We start from the raw sequence: 17,176 nt of genomic DNA on the forward strand, positions 1-17,176 counted from the left end.
AGGAGTTGTATTGTGCGTAAGTTGACTCAACTGGTAATGCTGGCAACCGTACTGGTCGCAAGCCCTGCATTCGCCGACATGAAAATTGCGGTACTGAACTATCAGATGGCCTTGCTGGAATCTGACGCTGCGAAGAAATACGCTGTCGATGCCGAGAAAAAATTCGGTCCGCAACTGACCAAGCTGAAAAGTCTGGAAAGCAGCGCCAAGGGTATCCAGGATCGTCTGGTCAGCGGTGGCGACAAGATGGCTCAGCCTGAGCGCGAGCGTCTGGAGCTTGAATTCAAGCAAAAGGCCCGCGACTTCCAGTTCCAGTCCAAGGAACTGAACGAAGCCAAGGCCGTTGCTGATCGTGAAATGCTCAAGCAGTTGAAGCCGAAGCTGGATCAGGCTGTAGAAGAAGTCATCAAGAAAGGTGGTTTCGACCTGGTTTTCGAGCGCGGTGCGGTGATCGACGTCAAGCCTCAGTATGACGTGACTCGCCAAGTCATCGAGCGCATGAACCAGCTGAAGTAACCATGAGCATAACCATCAAGCTCGGCCAGTTGGCCGAGTTCCTTGGTGCTACGTTACGTGGCGACAAGGATATCGAAATCACCGGGCTGGCCACTTTGCAAGAGGCCGGCCCTGGTCAAGTCAGTTTCCTGGCAAATCCCAAGTATCGTAAATTGCTGGTCGATACCCAGGCCACTGCCGTGCTGCTCAAGCCGGCAGACGCCGAAGGTTACACCGGTAATGCGCTGGTGGTTCCTGATACTTATCTGGCCTATGCGCGCATTTCGCATTTTTTCGATCCCAAGCCTAAAAGTAGTGCAGGCGTTCATCCGACGGCAGTGATTGCCGCAGATGCACTGATTGATCCTGCTGCCAGCATTGGCGCTTTTGCTGTGATCGAGAGCGGTGTGCGCATTGCAGCAGGTGTCACCATCGGTGCGCACTGCTTCATCGGCGCTCGCTGCGAGATCGGTGAAGGCGGCTGGCTGGCCCCGCGGGTAACGCTTTACCACGATGTGCGCATTGGCAAGCGCGTGGTCATCCAGTCGGGTGCCGTGCTGGGTGGCGAAGGCTTTGGCTTTGCCCAGGATAAAGGTATCTACCACAAGGTTGCACAGATCGGTGGCGTCACCCTCGGTGATGACGTCGAGGTTGGCGTCAATACGGCAATCGATCGGGGTGCGCTGGCTGATACGCGAATTGGCAATGGCGTCAAACTGGACAACCAGATTCAGATTGCCCACAACGTGCAGGTCGGCGACCACACGGCGATGGCTGCGTGTGTTGGTATCTCTGGAAGCACCAAAATCGGCAAGCATTGCATGCTGGCGGGCGGGGTTGGTCTGGTGGGGCATATCGATATTTGCGATGGTGTTTACATCACGGGTATGACCATGGTCACGCACTCCATCACCGAGCCTGGTTCTTACTCCTCAGGTACGGCTATGCAACCAGCGGACGAATGGCGCAAGAGCGCAGCTCGTCTGCGCAAGATCGACGACATGGCGCGACGTCTGCAAAAGCTCGAAAAGGTTGTAGAGACGGTGACCTCCTCGGGTAATCGCTCATCTGATGGCTGATACCTTTTTAATATCAAGCGTGCTCAGTCGATAAACTGCCTCCTTGATGTAGAGGGGTGCTGCGCAGTCGCGACGCACTCCTAATCTTTACTACAGGCTTCCCCTCGAAATGATGGACATCAAAGAAATTCGCGAATACTTGCCTCATCGTTACCCGTTCCTGCTGGTGGATCGCGTGACCGAGCTGGATATCGAGAACAAGAACATTCGCGCCTACAAGAATGTCAGCGTCAATGAGCCTTTTTTCAACGGTCATTTCCCTGAGCATCCCATCATGCCGGGTGTGCTGATCATCGAAGCGATGGCGCAGGCTGCTGGTATTCTTGCGTTCAAGATGCTCGACTCCAAGCCGTCGGACGGGACGCTCTATTATTTCGTCGGCTCGGACAAACTGCGTTTCCGTCAGCCGGTCCTGCCGGGCGACCAACTGGTTCTCGAGGCGAAATTCCTGAGCAGCAAGCGCCAGATCTGGAAGTTCGAATGCAAGGCTACCGTTGATGGCAAGGCAGTCTGCTCTGCCGAAATCATCTGTGCGGAACGCAAACTATGAGTTTGATTGACCCTCGCGCAATCATCGATCCGACGGCCGTTCTGGCCGACAATGTTGAGGTCGGCCCTTGGTCGATCATCGGACCCGGTGTGGAAATTGGCGAGGGTACAGTTGTCGGTCCTCACGTTGTCCTCAAGGGGCCAACCAGAATCGGCAAGCACAACCGTATCTACCAGTTTTCATCGGTGGGTGAAGACACGCCTGATCTGAAATACAAGGGCGAGGAAACCCGCCTTGTCATCGGCGATCACAACGTGATCCGCGAAGGCGTGACAATTCACCGCGGGACCGTTCAGGACCGTGCCGAAACCACGCTGGGCGATCACAACCTGATCATGGCCTATGCCCATATCGGGCACGACAGCGTGATCGGCAACCACGTGATTCTGGTCAACAACACCGCCCTGGCAGGCCATGTTCACGTGGATGACTGGGCTATCCTGTCGGGCTTCACTCTGGTCCATCAGTTCTGCCATATCGGTGCGCACAGCTTCTCCGGCATGGGCACTGCGATCGGTAAGGATGTACCTGCGTTCGTCACGGTGTTTGGCAATCCGGCCGAGGCGCGCAGCATGAACTTCGAGGGCATGCGTCGTCGGGGTTTCTCCGAAGAAGCCATTCATGCGCTGCGCAGAGCCTACAAGACGGTTTATCGCCAGGGGCTGACCATCGGCCAGGCGCTGTCCGATCTGGCAGAGCCTGCGGCGCAGTTTCCTGAAGTGGCGGTATTTCTTCAGTCCATTCAGACGTCGACTCGCGGCATCATTCGCTAATCATGACCAGTCCACTCTGTATCGCTCTGGTCGCGGGTGAAGCATCCGGCGATATCCTCGGATCCGGTTTGATGCGTGCCCTCAAGGTGCGCCATCCCGATATCCGCTTCATTGGTGTCGGTGGTCCGTTGATGGAAGCCGAAGGCATGCAGTCCTTCTTCCCGATGGAACGCCTGTCGGTGATGGGGCTGGTTGAAGTGCTCGGGCGACTGCGCGAGCTGCTGGCCCGGCGCAAGCTGCTGGTCCAGACCCTGATCACTGAAAAGCCGGACGTCTTCATCGGCATCGACGCCCCTGATTTCACGCTCAATATCGAACTTCAGCTGCGTCGCGCCGGCATCAAGACCGTGCACTACGTCAGCCCCTCAGTCTGGGCCTGGCGCCAGAAGCGTGTGCTGAAGATTCGTGAAGGCTGTGATCTGATGCTGACCCTGTTGCCGTTCGAGGCGCGTTTCTACGAAGAGCAGGGCGTACCGGTGCGCTTCGTCGGGCATCCGCTGGCAGACACCATCCCCCTGGAGTCCGATCGTGCAGGTGCTCGCGCTGGCCTGGGATTCGCGCAGGATACGCCGGTTGTGGCATTGATGCCGGGCAGCCGGGGCGGTGAAGTGGGGCGTCTGGGCGCATTGTTTTTCGACACGGCCGAACTGTTGCTTGCCCGGCGCCCGGGCCTGCGCTTCGTACTGCCGTGCGCCAGCCCGCAGCGGCGGGCTCAAGTGGAACAGTTGCTGCAGGGTCGTGATTTGCCCGTCACGCTGCTCGACGGCCAGTCGCACGTTGCTCTGGCCGCCTGCGATGCGGTACTGATCGCCTCCGGCACGGCGACCCTGGAAGCGCTGCTTTACAAGCGTCCCATGGTGGTTGCCTACCGCCTGGCGCCGCTGACCTTCTGGATACTCAAGCGAATGGTCAAGAGCCCTTATGTGTCGCTGCCGAACCTGCTGGCCCAGCGTCTGCTGGTGCCTGAACTGCTGCAGGACGACGCTACGCCAGAAGCCCTGGCGCGTACGCTGCTGCCATTGATCGAAGACGGTCGCGAGCAAACCGCCGGTTTTGACGCTATTCACCGGGTTCTGCGCCGCGATGCGTCCAATCAGGCCGCCGATGCGGTATTGAGCCTGCTCGGACGGTCGCCTTCACTGTGAGGTCGCCCATGATGCAAACAGGTCTGGATTTTACCCTCGTCGAGGACCTGGTGGCGGGTGTCGATGAAGTGGGTCGCGGTCCGCTGTGCGGTGCAGTGGTAACCGCCGCCGTCATTCTCGATCCGACCAGGCCCATTCTCGGTCTCAATGACTCGAAGAAACTGACCGAAGCCAGGCGCGAAAAGCTCTACGTCGAAATTCAGGAGAAAGCCCTGTGCTGGTTCATCGCCAGGGCTGAAGTCGAAGAGATCGACCAGTTGAATATCCTGCACGCCACGATGCTGGCCATGCAGCGCGCCGTCGAAGGGTTGAGTATCACGCCCAGACTGGCGCTTATCGACGGCAACCGCTGCCCGCAGTTGTCGGTGCCTTCGGCGCCGGTGGTAAAGGGTGACTCCAAGGTACCCGCCATCGCTGCCGCATCGATTCTCGCCAAGGTAAGCCGGGACCGGGAAATGGCGGCGTTTGAACTCATCTATCCGGGTTATGGCATCGGTGGGCACAAGGGTTATCCTACGCCGGTGCATCTGGAGGCACTGGCCCGGCTTGGGCCTACGCCCATTCATCGGCGTTCCTTCGCTCCGGTGCGTGCAGCCCATGAAGCGCGCGCCACGCTAATGCTCGGCGGCTCGCTTCCGTTGTCAGCCGGTTTGCTGCAGGACTGACGTTTCACTCCGGGCCAGCTACAATCCTGCCCTTCGTTTTTTGTATTTTCGCGTTTTATAGGATCACCATGCCGGCTTCTTTCGTTCATCTACGCCTGCACACCGAATATTCTCTGGTTGACGGTCTGGTCCGGGTCAAACCGTTGATCAAGGCGCTGACCGGCATGAACATGCCCGCCGTGGCGGTGACCGACCAGAACAACATGTGTTCGCTGGTCAAGTTCTACAAGGCTGCCCAGGGCTCCGGCATCAAGCCGATCTGTGGCGTCGACCTATGGCTGGCAGGCAGGGACGAAGATGCCGCGCTCAGCCGCATCAGCCTGCTGGCCATGAATGCCCAGGGCTACCGCAACCTCACCGAGCTGATTTCCCGAGGCTTTATCGAAGGCCAGCGCAACGGCCAGATCGTCATTCAGCGCCAGTGGGTCGCACAGGCCAGCGAAGGCGTGATTGCGCTTTCCGCGGCCAAGGAAGGCGAGATCGGCATGGCCTTGCTCGGCGGCAATCCGGGGGAGGCCGACGAACTGTTGCGCGAGTGGCTGGAAGTCTTTCCTGACCGCTTCTACATCGAAGTGCAGCGTACCAACCGCGCCAATGACGAAGAACACCTGCACGCTGCGGTGGCCCTGGCCGAGCGTCACGGCGCGCCGTTGGTGGCGACCAATGATGTGCGCTTCATCAAACAGGCCGATTTCGAAGCCCACGAAACCCGCGTATGCATCGGTGAAGGCCGTGCGCTGGACGACCCGCGTCGCTCGCACAATTACAGCGATCAGCAATACCTGAAAAGCCCGGAAGAAATGGCCGAGCTGTTCAGCGACCTGCCGGAAGCGCTGGAAAACACCGTCGAGATTGCCAAGCGCTGCAACATCGACGTCAAGCTGGGCACGCACTTCCTGCCCAACTTCCCTATTCCCGATGGCATGACCATCGATGAGTATTTCCGCAAGGTCTCCTTCGATGGCCTGGAGGAGCGTCTTGCAGTCCTGCTGCCCAAGGACACGACCGAAGATTACGAAGCCAGGCGTCAGGTGTATGTCGATCGGCTGAATTTCGAGCTGGATATCATTATCCAGATGGGCTTCCCCGGTTACTTTCTGATCGTGATGGACTTCATCCAGTGGGCCAAGAGCAACGGCGTACCGGTGGGGCCGGGTCGTGGTTCGGGGGCCGGATCGCTGGTTGCCTATGTGCAGAAGATCACCGACCTCGACCCGCTGGAATACGACCTGCTGTTCGAACGCTTCCTGAACCCGGAGCGGGTCTCCATGCCCGACTTCGACGTCGACTTCTGCATGGATGGTCGTGACCGGGTGATCGAGTATGTGGCCGAGAAGTACGGTCGCAACGCGGTCAGCCAGATCATCACCTTCGGTTCCATGGCCGCCAAGGCGGTGGTGCGTGACGTGGCGCGGGTGCAGGGCAAGTCTTACGGGCTGGCGGATCGTCTGTCGAAGATGATCCCGTTCGAAGTCGGCATGACCCTCGAAAAAGCCTACGAGCAGGAAGAGATTCTTCGCGATTTCCTCAAGGTGGATGAGGAAGCTGCGGAAATCTGGGAGATGGCGCTCAAGCTCGAAGGCATTGTGCGTAACGTCGGTAAGCACGCCGGTGGTGTGGTGATTGCCCCGACCAAGCTGACCGACTTCTCGCCGATCTATTGCGATGAGGCCGGTGACGGTCTGGTGACCCAGTTCGACAAGGACGATGTCGAGGCTGCGGGGCTGGTGAAGTTCGACTTCCTCGGTCTGCGTACCCTGACCATCATCGACTGGGCACTCAAGACCATCAACCGCGACCGCGCCAAGGTCAACGAAGAACCGCTGGACATCGCGTTCATCCCGCTCGACGACATGCCGACCTATCAGTTGCTGCAGCGCGCCGAGACCACGGCGGTGTTCCAGCTCGAGTCGCGCGGCATGAAAGAGCTGATCAAAAAGCTCAAGCCAGACTGTCTGGAAGACTTGATCGCACTGGTGGCGTTGTTCCGCCCCGGCCCGCTGCAATCGGGCATGGTGGACGACTTCATCAACCGTAAGCACGGTCGCGCCGAGCTGTCCTATCCGCATGTCGATTACCAGTACGAAGGCCTCAAGCCGGTGCTGGCACCGACCTACGGCATTATCCTGTATCAGGAACAGGTGATGCAGATCGCTCAGGTCATGGCCGGTTACACCCTTGGCGGTGCGGACATGCTGCGTCGCGCAATGGGCAAGAAAAAGCCCGAGGAAATGGCCAAGCAGCGCGGTGGTTTCATCGATGGCTGCAAGACCAATAACATCGACCCGGACCTGGCCGGTAACATCTTCGACCTGGTGGAAAAATTCGCTGGTTACGGTTTCAACAAGTCCCACTCCGCGGCCTACGGGCTGGTGTCGTACCAGACTGCCTGGTTGAAGACTCACTACCCGGCGCCGTTCATGGCGGCGGTGTTGTCGGCGGATATGCACAACACCGACAAGGTCGTGACCTTGATCGAAGAAGTGCGCACGATGAAGCTGCGCCTCGACGCGCCGGACGTGAACACCTCGGAGTTCAAGTTCACGGTGAGTGACGATGGCCGCATTCTTTATGGCCTTGGCGCGATCAAGGGCGTAGGCGAGGGGCCGGTCGAGGCGATTACCGATGCGCGCCAGAACGGGCCGTTCAAGGACTTGTTCGACTTCTGCGCCCGCGTCGACCTCAAGCGCGTCAACAAGCGAACGCTGGATGGCCTGATTCGCAGCGGTGCGCTGGATCGTCTCGGGCCGTACTTCGAACTTGAGCCCAAGGCTTATCAGGCCAATATCGATCGTAACCGTTCGGTGTTGCTTGCGGCGCTGGAAGAGGCCATTCAGGCTGCCGAGCAGACGGCGCGCAGTCGCGACAGTGGTCACTCGGACCTGTTTGGCGGCCTGTTCGTCGAAGCGGACGCCGATGTTTATGCGAATCATCGCAAGACCCGTGAGCTGAGCCTCAAGGATCGTCTGCGTGGTGAAAAGGAAACCCTGGGGCTGTACCTGACCGGGCACCCGATCGATGAATATGAAGGCGAGATCCGCCGTTTCGCCCGGCAACGGATCATTGATCTCAAGCCCGCAAGAGACACCCAGACGGTCGCAGGCCTGATCATTGCCCTGCGCGTCATGAAGAACAAGAAGGGCGACAAGATGGGGTTCATTACCCTGGACGATCGCTCGGCGCGCATCGAGGCGTCGCTGTTTGCCGAAGCGTTTCATTCGGCTCAGTCACTGTTGCAGACCGATGCTATGGTGGTGGTCGAGGGCGAAGTCAGTAATGATGACTTCTCCGGTGGGCTGCGCCTGCGGGCCAAGCGTGTCATGAGTATCGAGGATGCCCGCACCAATCTGGCCGAGAGCCTGCGTGTGACGGTGCGTGCCGAAGCGCTCAAGGGCGACCGGCTGCGCTGGCTGGGCGATCTGTGCAAGCGCCATCGCGGTGCCTGTCCGATCACGGTGGACTACACGGGGCAGGACGCCCGCGCATTGCTGCAATTGGGAGAAGCATGGCGGATTGATCCTGCGGACAGCTTGATTCAAGCTCTGCGTGACCAGTTCGGACGTGAGAACGTCTTTCTCCAGTATCGTTGAGCGTCGCAGGCTCGACTTGCGCTCAACCCTGAATTTTAATTTCGACCTGAACGCGCCGGTTCCGAACAGGAACGGCGCAGACGGATCAACCGGCCGGCCTCTTGGCCGTCGACCCAAGACGGATGCCTATGAACCCGAATTTTCTTGATTTCGAACAGCCTATCGCTGACTTGCAGGCCAAAATCGAAGAACTGCGCTTGGTGGGTAATGACAACTCGCTGAACATCGGCGACGAGATCTCCCGGCTGCAAGACAAGAGCAAGACGCTCACTGAAAGCATCTTCGGCAACCTGACCAGCTGGCAGATCGCGCGCATGGCGCGCCATCCGCGTCGTCCCTACACGCTGGACTACATCGAAAACATCTTTACCGAGTTCGATGAGCTGCACGGTGATCGTCATTTCTCCGATGATGCGGCGATCGTCGGCGGTATTGCCCGTCTCGACAACCAGCCAGTCATGGTTATCGGTCATCAGAAAGGCCGGGAAGTGCGCGAGAAGGTTCGTCGCAACTTCGGCATGCCGCGCCCCGAAGGCTATCGCAAGGCCTGCCGCCTGATGGAAATGGCCGAGCGCTTCAAGATGCCGATCCTGACCTTTATCGATACGCCGGGCGCTTATCCTGGTATCGACGCGGAAGAGCGCAACCAGAGCGAGGCAATTGCCTGGAACCTGCGTGTGATGGCCCGTCTCAAGACCCCGATTATCGCTACTGTTATCGGTGAAGGTGGTTCCGGTGGTGCGCTGGCGATTGGCGTATGTGACCAGTTGAACATGCTGCAGTATTCGACCTACGCGGTAATCTCTCCGGAAGGCTGCGCGTCGATTCTGTGGAAAACCGCCGAGAAGGCACCGGATGCTGCTGAAGCCATGGGCATCACCGCTGACCGCCTGAAAGTCCTGGGTATCGTCGACAAGGTCATCGCCGAGCCACTGGGTGGCGCGCATCGTGATCCGGTCGCCGCCGCTGCCTTGATTCGCGAAGAGTTGAGCAGTCAGCTGGCGATGCTCAAGGAGTTCGATAACGATGAGCTGCTGGCCCGCCGTTATGACCGCTTGATGAGCTACGGTCTGTAAGCTGCGTCGCCCGATTGCTTCCACGTCTTGCGGGCTTCTGCCCGGAAGGCGTGGGAGCGAACCTGTTCGCGAAAGGACTGGCTTGGGCACTGAAGCGTTTAGTGTGCGAACCCGCAGACCGGTGAAAAACACCCATGACCACTCCATCACGCGCCGGTCATGATCTTTCTGTCAGGCTTCTTCAAGTTCTGGCCCCCTGGCGCAATGCGCCTGTCTGGCATGTCGGTTTCTCTGGCGGCCTCGACTCAACCGTGCTTTTGCATCTTCTGGCTGAACTCGCCGGCCGCGAAACCCTGCCTGCGCTCAACGCAATCCATGTGCACCACGGTCTGCAGACCGCTGCCGATGCCTGGCCGGAGCATTGTCAGCAGGTCTGCAAGGCGCTCGGCGTGGCATTCGAGTCTGTTCGCGTTCAGGTCGAGCCCGCTGCAAGTCTCGAGCAGGCTGCCCGTCAGGCGCGTTACGGCGCCTTCACTGAGCGGCTGGGTGAGGGCGAGGTGCTGCTGACGGGGCAGCATCGCGATGATCAGGCCGAGACCCTGCTGTTCCGTCTACTGCGCGGCGCAGGCGTGCGTGGTCTGGCTGCCATGCCCGATCGGCGAGTGCTAGGCCGTGGGCATCTGCTGAGGCCGCTGCTGGATGTGTCGCGTATGCAGCTGGAAGATTACGCGCATCGACATGGACTGAACTGGATCGAAGATCCTAGCAATGACGATCAGCAGTTTTCGCGCAATTTTCTGCGCAATCAGGTACTGCCGTTGCTGACCTCCAGATGGCCGCAGGCAGCCGCCAGTTTGGCACGTACCGCACACCACCTCGGCGAAGCGCAGCAATTGCTCGATGAGCTTGCGCTGCAGGATATTGCCAATGCTCAGGCTGCTACGTCGTTCGGCTGGGTTGGCCTGCCGGTGTTGAGTCTAGGGCCGATTGCCGCTTTGTCCGCAGCCCGGCAGCGCAATGCAGTGCGTCATTGGCTTGCGCCACTGACGCGTCTGCCGGACACCGATCACTGGGCTGGCTGGGAGGCGTTGCGCGATGCGGCGCAGGACGCGGGTCCGCTGTGGCGGCTCGCCGATGGAGCGTTGCACAGGGCGCAGGGCTGCATCTGGTGGGTGCCGGCTGCCTGGGAGCCGCTCTGTCATCAGGTAATGGACTGGACGGACCCTGGTGTGGCGCTGGACTTGCCCGGCAATGGCCGCGTGGTTCTGGAAGGCGACGCGCCGTCGGGGTGTCTGCAAGTCCGCTATCGGCAGGGCGGTGAAGTGTTACGCCTGGACGGACGTGGCAGCCGTGATCTCAAGCGCCTGCTCAACGAGCAGTCAGTACCGGCGTTTCTGCGCGGCAGATTGCCGCTGCTCTACCTCGATAACGTGCTGCTGGCCGTCGCCAACCTGCCTGGACTGGACGGTTCGCCCAATGAAAACTGGCGTTTGCGCTGGGTTGTGCCGACCGGCGACCAAAGTTTGAGCTGAAAGGCCCTTTCAGGTAGACTACGCTCCCTTCTTGATACAGCTTCTGTCGGTTCTTTTGAAACGACATGAGTTGCCGGTTACCAACCAGTATTTACTGGGTAATTCTTAAAATGTAGCGCACACCATACTGGCTTCGGCCGGTCGGTTTCAACGCAGCAGTTTCGGGAGTGCACCGTGAATTTTGTCGGTAATCGGGGGCTTCGGCCTTCCTTCGCTATCCCCGGCGGCTCTGACCGCTTTAACGCAGACTTCTAGGGTTTTTCATGACGCGCTACATCTTCGTCACGGGCGGTGTTGTTTCTTCATTGGGGAAAGGCATTGCCTCGGCTTCATTGGCGGCCATCCTGGAGGCGCGGGGACTCAAGGTCACCATGCTCAAACTGGATCCCTACATCAACGTGGACCCAGGCACCATGAGCCCGTTCCAGCACGGTGAGGTGTTCGTCACTCACGACGGCGCCGAGACCGACCTGGACCTTGGTCACTACGAGCGGTTCATCCGCACCACCATGACCCAGAACAACAACTTCACCACCGGCCGTGTGTACGAGCACGTCCTGCGCAAAGAGCGCCGTGGTGATTACCTGGGCGCGACCATTCAGGTCATCCCGCACATCACCGATGAAATCAAGCGCCGTATCATCAAGGGTGCAGGCGATGCCGATGTGGCGCTGGTCGAGATCGGCGGTACCGTAGGCGACATCGAGTCCCAACCGTTCCTTGAAGCCATCCGCCAGTTGCGTTTCGAAGTCGGCGCACGCCGCGCAATGCTGATGCACCTGACGCTGGTGCCGTACATCGCTACTGCCGGCGAGACCAAGACCAAGCCGACCCAGCATTCGGTGAAGGAACTGCGCTCCATCGGCCTGCAGCCTGATGTGCTGGTCTGCCGCTCCGATCACCCGATCGACGTTTCCTCGCGTCGCAAGATCGCTCAGTTCACCAACGTCGAAGAGCGTGCGGTCATCGCCCTCGAAGACGCGGACACCATCTACAAGATCCCGGGCATTCTGCATTCGCAAGGCCTGGACGATTTTGTGGTCGAGCGCTTCGGTCTGCAATGTGGTGGTGCCGACCTGTCCGAATGGGACAAGGTCGTCGACGCCAAGCTCAACCCGGAACACGAAGTGACCATCGCGATGGTCGGCAAGTACATGGAGCTGCTCGACGCCTACAAGTCGTTGATCGAAGCCATGAGCCACGCCGGTATCACCAATCGCACCAAGGTCAACCTGCGCTACATCGACTCTGAAGACATTGAAAACCAGGGCACCGGCCTGCTGGAAGGCGTGGACGCGATCCTGGTTCCGGGTGGCTTCGGTCTGCGCGGCGTCGAAGGCAAGATCACTGCCGTTCAGTTCGCCCGTGAGAACAAGGTTCCGTACCTCGGCATCTGCCTGGGCATGCAGGTCGCGGTCATCGAGTTCGCGCGTAACGTGCTGGGCTGGAAAGACGCCAACTCCACCGAGTTCGACCGTACCAGCGCACACGCTGTAGTGGGTCTGATCACCGAATGGGAAGACGCCACCGGTGCAGTCGAAACCCGTACCGAAAGCTCCGATCTGGGCGGCACCATGCGTCTGGGCGCACAAGAGTGCCAGCTTGAAGCCGGTTCGCTGGTCCACGATTGCTACACCAAGGACGTGATCGTCGAACGTCATCGTCATCGCTATGAAGTGAACAACAATCTGTTGCCGCAACTGATCGAGGCGGGCCTGAAGATCTCCGGCCGCTCGGGCGATGGCGCACTGGTTGAAGTGGTCGAAGCACCGGATCATCCATGGTTCGTCGCTTGCCAGTTCCACCCGGAATTCACCTCAACGCCCCGTGACGGTCATCCGCTGTTCAGCGGCTTCGTCAAGGCGGCATTGGCTCAACATCAGAAAAATTCCTGACAGGGACTGCAGACATGGCTCAGAAAATCATCCGCGTAGGTTCGATCGAGATCGCCAACGACAAGCCAATGGTGCTGTTTGGCGGCATGAACGTACTCGAATCCCGGGATATGGCCATGCAGGTCTGTGAAGAATACGTAAAGGTCACCGAAAAGCTCGGTATCCCTTACGTGTTCAAGGCCAGCTTCGACAAGGCCAACCGCTCTTCGGTGAACTCCTACCGTGGGCCGGGCCTTGAAGAAGGCATGCGTATTTTCGAAGAGATCAAGCGCACCTTCAACGTGCCGCTGATCACCGATGTTCACGAGCCTCATCAGGCCGCCGTGGTGGCCGAAGTCTGCGACATCATTCAACTGCCGGCTTTCCTGTCGCGGCAGACCGATCTGGTCGTCGCGATGGCGAAAACCGGTGCAGTCATCAACATCAAGAAAGCCCAGTTCCTTGCACCCCAGGAAATGAAACACATCCTGACCAAGTGCGAAGAGGCGGGGAACGATCAGTTGATTCTCTGTGAGCGGGGCTCCAGCTTCGGTTACAACAATCTGGTCGTGGACATGCTTGGCTTTGGCATCATGAAGCAGTTCGAGTACCCGATCCTGTTCGACGTGACCCATGCCCTGCAGATGCCGGGCGGTCGTTCCGATTCTGCGGGCGGGCGCCGCGCCCAGGTGCTGGATCTTGCCAAGGCCGGTATCAGTCAGAATCTGGCCGGTCTGTTCCTTGAAGCCCATCCGGATCCTGACAACGCCAAATGCGACGGGCCATGTGCCCTGCGTCTGGACAAGCTCGAGCCGTTTCTGGCCCAACTCAAGTCCCTGGATGAACTTGTAAAGAGTTTTCCGATCGTAGAGACCGCTTGAACATGGTTCTCCGGTAAAGTGCCGTTCCCCGTCATTCGTGACGGGGTTGTCGCATTCAGACCTGCCTTTTCCTGCGTCTGATTGCGAGCATTGTTTTCCCAGCTGCGTCGTTTTCGTCAATCTTGGAGTGTTTACAACAATGGCAAAAATCGTCGACATCAAAGGTCGTGAAGTTCTCGACTCCCGTGGCAATCCCACCGTGGAAGCAGATGTGCTCCTCGATAACGGCATCATCGGCAGCGCCTGCGCGCCGTCCGGTGCTTCAACCGGCTCGCGCGAAGCGCTGGAGCTGCGTGATGGCGACAAGAGCCGTTACATGGGCAAGGGCGTTCTGAAAGCTGTGGCCAACATCAATGGCCCTATCCGTGACCTGCTTCTGGGCAAGGATCCGGTCGACCAGAAGGCGCTGGATCACGCGATGATCGAGCTGGACGGCACCGAAAACAAGGCAAGCCTGGGCGCAAACGCCATCCTCGCGGTCTCCCTGGCAGCTGCCAAGGCGGCGGCACAGGATCAGGACCTGCCGCTGTACGCGCACATCGCCAACCTCAATGGCACACCGGGCGTGTACTCCATGCCGGTGCCGATGATGAACATCATCAACGGTGGCGAGCATGCCGATAACAACATCGACATCCAGGAATTCATGATCCAGCCTATCGGCGCCAAGTCCTTCGCTGAAGGCCTGCGCTGGGGCACCGAGATTTTCCATCACCTCAAGGCGGTCCTCAAGGCGCGTGGCCTGAACACCGCAGTGGGTGACGAAGGTGGCTTCGCGCCTAACCTGGCATCCAACAAGGAAGCGCTCGACGCTATCGCCGAGGCTGTTTCTAATGCGGGTTATACGCTGGGCACCGACGTGACCCTGGCGCTGGACTGCGCAGCGAGCGAGTTCTACAAGAACGGCAAGTACAAACTGAGCGAAGAGGGCGAATACAGCTCTGCCGAGTTCGCCGAATACCTTGCCGAGCTGACTCGCAAGCACCCGATCATTTCCATCGAAGACGGTCTGGACGAGTCCGACTGGGATGGCTGGAAAATCCTCACCGACAAGATCGGCGAGAAAACCCAGCTGGTAGGTGACGACCTGTTCGTGACCAACACCAAGATCCTCAAGGAAGGCATTGACAAGAAGATCGCCAACTCGATCCTGATCAAGTTCAACCAGATCGGTACGCTGACCGAAACCCTGGAAGCCATTCAGATGGCCAAGGCTGCCGGTTACACGGCGATCATCTCTCACCGTTCCGGCGAGACCGAAGATTCGACCATTGCCGACCTGGCTGTGGGCACCTCTGCCGGTCAGATCAAAACCGGTTCGCTGTGCCGCTCCGACCGCGTGTCCAAGTACAACCAATTGCTGCGCATCGAGGAGCAATTGGGCTCCAAGGCTGTGTATCGTGGTCGTGCCGAGTTTCGCGGCTGAGCCATAGATGGTAAAAAGACGCAGAGTGCTGCACGGATTCGAGTCCCCTGACTTGCCCGTGCAGCCCCGATGCTGACGCTCCGCGGTAATCTGGAGTGATTGAGCCTGGCTTATGTCAGGCTCAATGCCCTCAGTCGTTTGTTGTTCACGTTGGCTCTGCTGTCTTTTTTACTGGGTACCTGATATTTCAATGCGCAGTCCTAACTGGTTGTTCCTCGTCCTGCTCCTGTTGCTGGCTGGCTTGCAGTACCGCCTTTGGGTCGGTAACGGAAGCCTTGCGCAAGTGGCCAGCCTGACTCAGCAGATTGCCGACCAGCATGCTGAAAATCAGGTGCTGCTGGAGCGCAACCGCGTGCTTGATGCTGAGGTCATGGAATTGAAAAAAGGTCTGGAAACCGTCGAAGAGCGTGCCCGACATGAATTGGGCATGGTCAAGGACGGCGAAACCCTTTACCAGCTCGCGCAATAATCAAGTTGGTGCGATGAAAGACTTTCTTCCTGCCTTCTGGGCAGTGATACCTGCAGCGGGCATTGGTGCTCGCATGGCAGCCGACCGTCCCAAGCAGTACCTGCCACTGGGCGGCCTGACAATTCTGGAACACAGCCTGCTTTGCTTTCTCGATCATCCCCGGCTCAAGGGGTTGGTGATCAGTCTGGCTGTGGACGACCCTTACTGGGCTGCATTGCCCTGCGCGCATGACACTCGCATTCAGCGCGTGGACGGCGGCAGCGAGCGCTCAGGCTCGGTACTCAATGCGCTGCTGCACCTGCATGCGCAGGGCGCCAGTGACAATGACTGGGTGCTGGTTCATGACGCTGCGCGTCCGAACCTGGCGCGCAGCGATCTGGACAATCTGCTCGGCGAACTGGCCGATGACCCTGTCGGCGGCCTGCTGGCCGTGCCGGCCCGCGACACGCTCAAACGTGCCGACAGCAGCGGTCGCGTGCTGGAAACAGTGGATCGCAGCCTGATCTGGCAAGCCTTCACGCCGCAGATGTTTCGTCTTGGTGCCCTGCATCGTGCCCTGGCGGACAGCCTGGTCTCTAACGTCAGCATCACCGATGAGGCATCGGCCATCGAGTGGGCGGGGCAGTCGCCACGCCTGATCGAGGGACGTTCCGACAACATCAAGGTCACGCGTCCCGAAGACCTGGAGTGGCTGCGCCAGCGCCGCAGCAAGTTCGGGCGCCAGGTTTCCGCTACTGGCGATACTCATCCCTCATCGCCAACCCTTCCTTAAGATAATCCACCAGCTTGCGCACCTTGGGTGACAGATGCCTTTGCTGCGGATAGAGCGCCCATACTGCAGTGTTAGGCGGTTGATGCGCCTCCAGCAATGAAACCAGCGTGCCGTCGTTGAGATGTTTCTGCACGTAGTAATCCGGCAACTGACACAAACCGACTCCGTGCAGCGCGGCATCCAGCACGGCCTGGCCGCTGTTACAGCGCCAGTTGCCTTGTACACGCTGGGAAAACTCACGCCCGTTCTGCTGAAGCTGCCAGGTATCGCTGCCTCCTATCAGGCAATTATGGCGATTCAGTTCCGAAAGGCTGTGCGGTCTGCCGTAACGCTCGATGTAGGACGGCGAAGCGCACAGGTACATCTGCCGTGGCGCGAGGCGGGTCGCGACCAGACGCGAGTCCTGTAACCGGCCAAGCCGAATCGCCAGGTCCATGCCTTCATGAACCAAGTCCAGCGTGTCGTTGCTCAGCTCGATATCGACCCGCAGGTGCGGGTAAACGTCCATGAAACGCGTGACCAGCGGCGTGATGAAGCGCTCGCCATAGGCCACGGCGCAGGTCATGCGCAACAATCCCTTCGGTTCGCTGGCCAGATCGCCCACGGCGCGCAGAGCTTCTTCGCGGCCGTCCTGCAGGCGCTGGCAGTGGTGCAGAAAGGTTTGTCCGGCTTCCGTCAGCGCGACCTTGCGTGTGCTGCGGTAGAGCAGACGGGTCTGCAGGCGCTCTTCAAGACGAACGATTTGACGGCTCACATGCGACGAGGAGACCCCGAGCCGCTGAGCTGCCGCCGTGAACTGCCCGCATTCTGCAACGGCAACGAACTCATCCAGACCTTCCCAGCGATTGGTGTACATCGATTATCCCTGTACAGCATTAATGTTTTGCTTTTAGCCGCATTACTCGTCAA

Annotated in this window: 15 protein-coding genes; 14 read left to right on the forward strand and 1 reads right to left on the reverse strand. The window is 59.2% G+C overall.

Annotation, left to right across the window (positions count from 1 at the left end; genetic code table 11):
- Positions 1–12: 12 nt before the first annotated feature.
- The 14 genes from PCPL58_RS09065 to ispD all read left to right on the forward strand — a co-directional run bounded on the left by PCPL58_RS09065 (position 13) and on the right by ispD (position 16,267).
- Positions 13–516, forward strand: coding sequence for an OmpH/Skp family outer membrane protein (locus PCPL58_RS09065; RefSeq protein ID WP_003364839.1), 504 nt, complete (start codon positions 13–15; stop codon positions 514–516).
- A 2-nt stretch (positions 517–518) separates the two neighbouring features.
- A complete protein-coding gene (gene lpxD / locus PCPL58_RS09070; protein WP_003314304.1) occupies positions 519–1,574 on the forward strand; it encodes a UDP-3-O-(3-hydroxymyristoyl)glucosamine N-acyltransferase in 1,056 nt (351 codons plus the stop codon).
- Between the two features lie 109 nt (positions 1,575–1,683).
- Positions 1,684–2,124 (forward strand): 3-hydroxyacyl-ACP dehydratase FabZ, encoded by a 441-nt coding sequence (gene fabZ / locus PCPL58_RS09075; protein ID WP_002554719.1) that lies wholly within the window; start codon positions 1,684–1,686, stop codon positions 2,122–2,124.
- Positions 2,121–2,897, forward strand: a complete 777-nt coding sequence (lpxA, locus tag PCPL58_RS09080; protein WP_065349266.1) for an acyl-ACP--UDP-N-acetylglucosamine O-acyltransferase — start codon at positions 2,121–2,123, stop codon at positions 2,895–2,897. The genes fabZ and lpxA overlap by 4 nt, the downstream gene beginning before the upstream one ends.
- A 2-nt stretch (positions 2,898–2,899) precedes the next feature.
- A complete protein-coding gene (lpxB, locus tag PCPL58_RS09085; RefSeq protein WP_003364834.1) occupies positions 2,900–4,042 on the forward strand; it encodes a lipid-A-disaccharide synthase in 1,143 nt (380 codons plus the stop codon).
- An 11-nt stretch (positions 4,043–4,053) separates the two neighbouring features.
- Positions 4,054–4,707 (forward strand): ribonuclease HII, encoded by a 654-nt coding sequence (gene rnhB, locus PCPL58_RS09090; RefSeq protein ID WP_058416034.1) that lies wholly within the window; start codon positions 4,054–4,056, stop codon positions 4,705–4,707.
- A gap of 68 nt (positions 4,708–4,775) precedes the next feature.
- Complete coding sequence (gene dnaE, locus PCPL58_RS09095) at positions 4,776–8,297, forward strand: DNA polymerase III subunit alpha (RefSeq protein ID WP_003433366.1); 3,522 nt, start codon at positions 4,776–4,778, stop codon at positions 8,295–8,297.
- 128 nt (positions 8,298–8,425) lie between these two features.
- Entirely contained in the window at positions 8,426–9,373 is a 948-nt protein-coding gene (accA, locus tag PCPL58_RS09100) for an acetyl-CoA carboxylase carboxyl transferase subunit alpha (RefSeq protein WP_065349267.1), read from the forward strand.
- A gap of 134 nt (positions 9,374–9,507) precedes the next feature.
- Positions 9,508–10,845, forward strand: coding sequence for a tRNA lysidine(34) synthetase TilS (gene tilS, locus PCPL58_RS09105; protein WP_065349268.1), 1,338 nt, complete (start codon positions 9,508–9,510; stop codon positions 10,843–10,845).
- Positions 10,846–11,108: 263 nt separating this feature from the next.
- Positions 11,109–12,740, forward strand: coding sequence for a CTP synthase (locus tag PCPL58_RS09110; RefSeq protein ID WP_003364819.1), 1,632 nt, complete (start codon positions 11,109–11,111; stop codon positions 12,738–12,740).
- A 14-nt stretch (positions 12,741–12,754) separates the two neighbouring features.
- Complete coding sequence (kdsA, locus tag PCPL58_RS09115; RefSeq protein WP_003314314.1) at positions 12,755–13,600, forward strand: 3-deoxy-8-phosphooctulonate synthase; 846 nt, start codon at positions 12,755–12,757, stop codon at positions 13,598–13,600.
- A gap of 139 nt (positions 13,601–13,739) precedes the next feature.
- Entirely contained in the window at positions 13,740–15,026 is a 1,287-nt protein-coding gene (gene eno, locus PCPL58_RS09120) for a phosphopyruvate hydratase (RefSeq protein ID WP_065349269.1), read from the forward strand.
- Positions 15,027–15,216: 190 nt separating this feature from the next.
- Positions 15,217–15,495, forward strand: a complete 279-nt coding sequence (gene ftsB, locus PCPL58_RS09125) for a cell division protein FtsB (RefSeq protein ID WP_003314315.1) — start codon at positions 15,217–15,219, stop codon at positions 15,493–15,495.
- Between the two features lie 13 nt (positions 15,496–15,508).
- Entirely contained in the window at positions 15,509–16,267 is a 759-nt protein-coding gene (gene ispD / locus PCPL58_RS09130) for a 2-C-methyl-D-erythritol 4-phosphate cytidylyltransferase (RefSeq protein WP_065349270.1), read from the forward strand.
- On the opposite strand, the gene PCPL58_RS09135 is transcribed toward ispD, so the two are convergent.
- A complete protein-coding gene (locus PCPL58_RS09135) occupies positions 16,227–17,123 on the reverse strand; it encodes a LysR family transcriptional regulator (RefSeq protein WP_003433355.1) in 897 nt (298 codons plus the stop codon). The genes ispD and PCPL58_RS09135 overlap by 41 nt on opposite strands.
- Positions 17,124–17,176 lie beyond the last annotated feature (53 nt).

The organism is Pseudomonas cerasi, from assembly GCF_900074915.1.
GTDB lineage: Bacteria > Pseudomonadota > Gammaproteobacteria > Pseudomonadales > Pseudomonadaceae > Aquipseudomonas > Aquipseudomonas cerasi.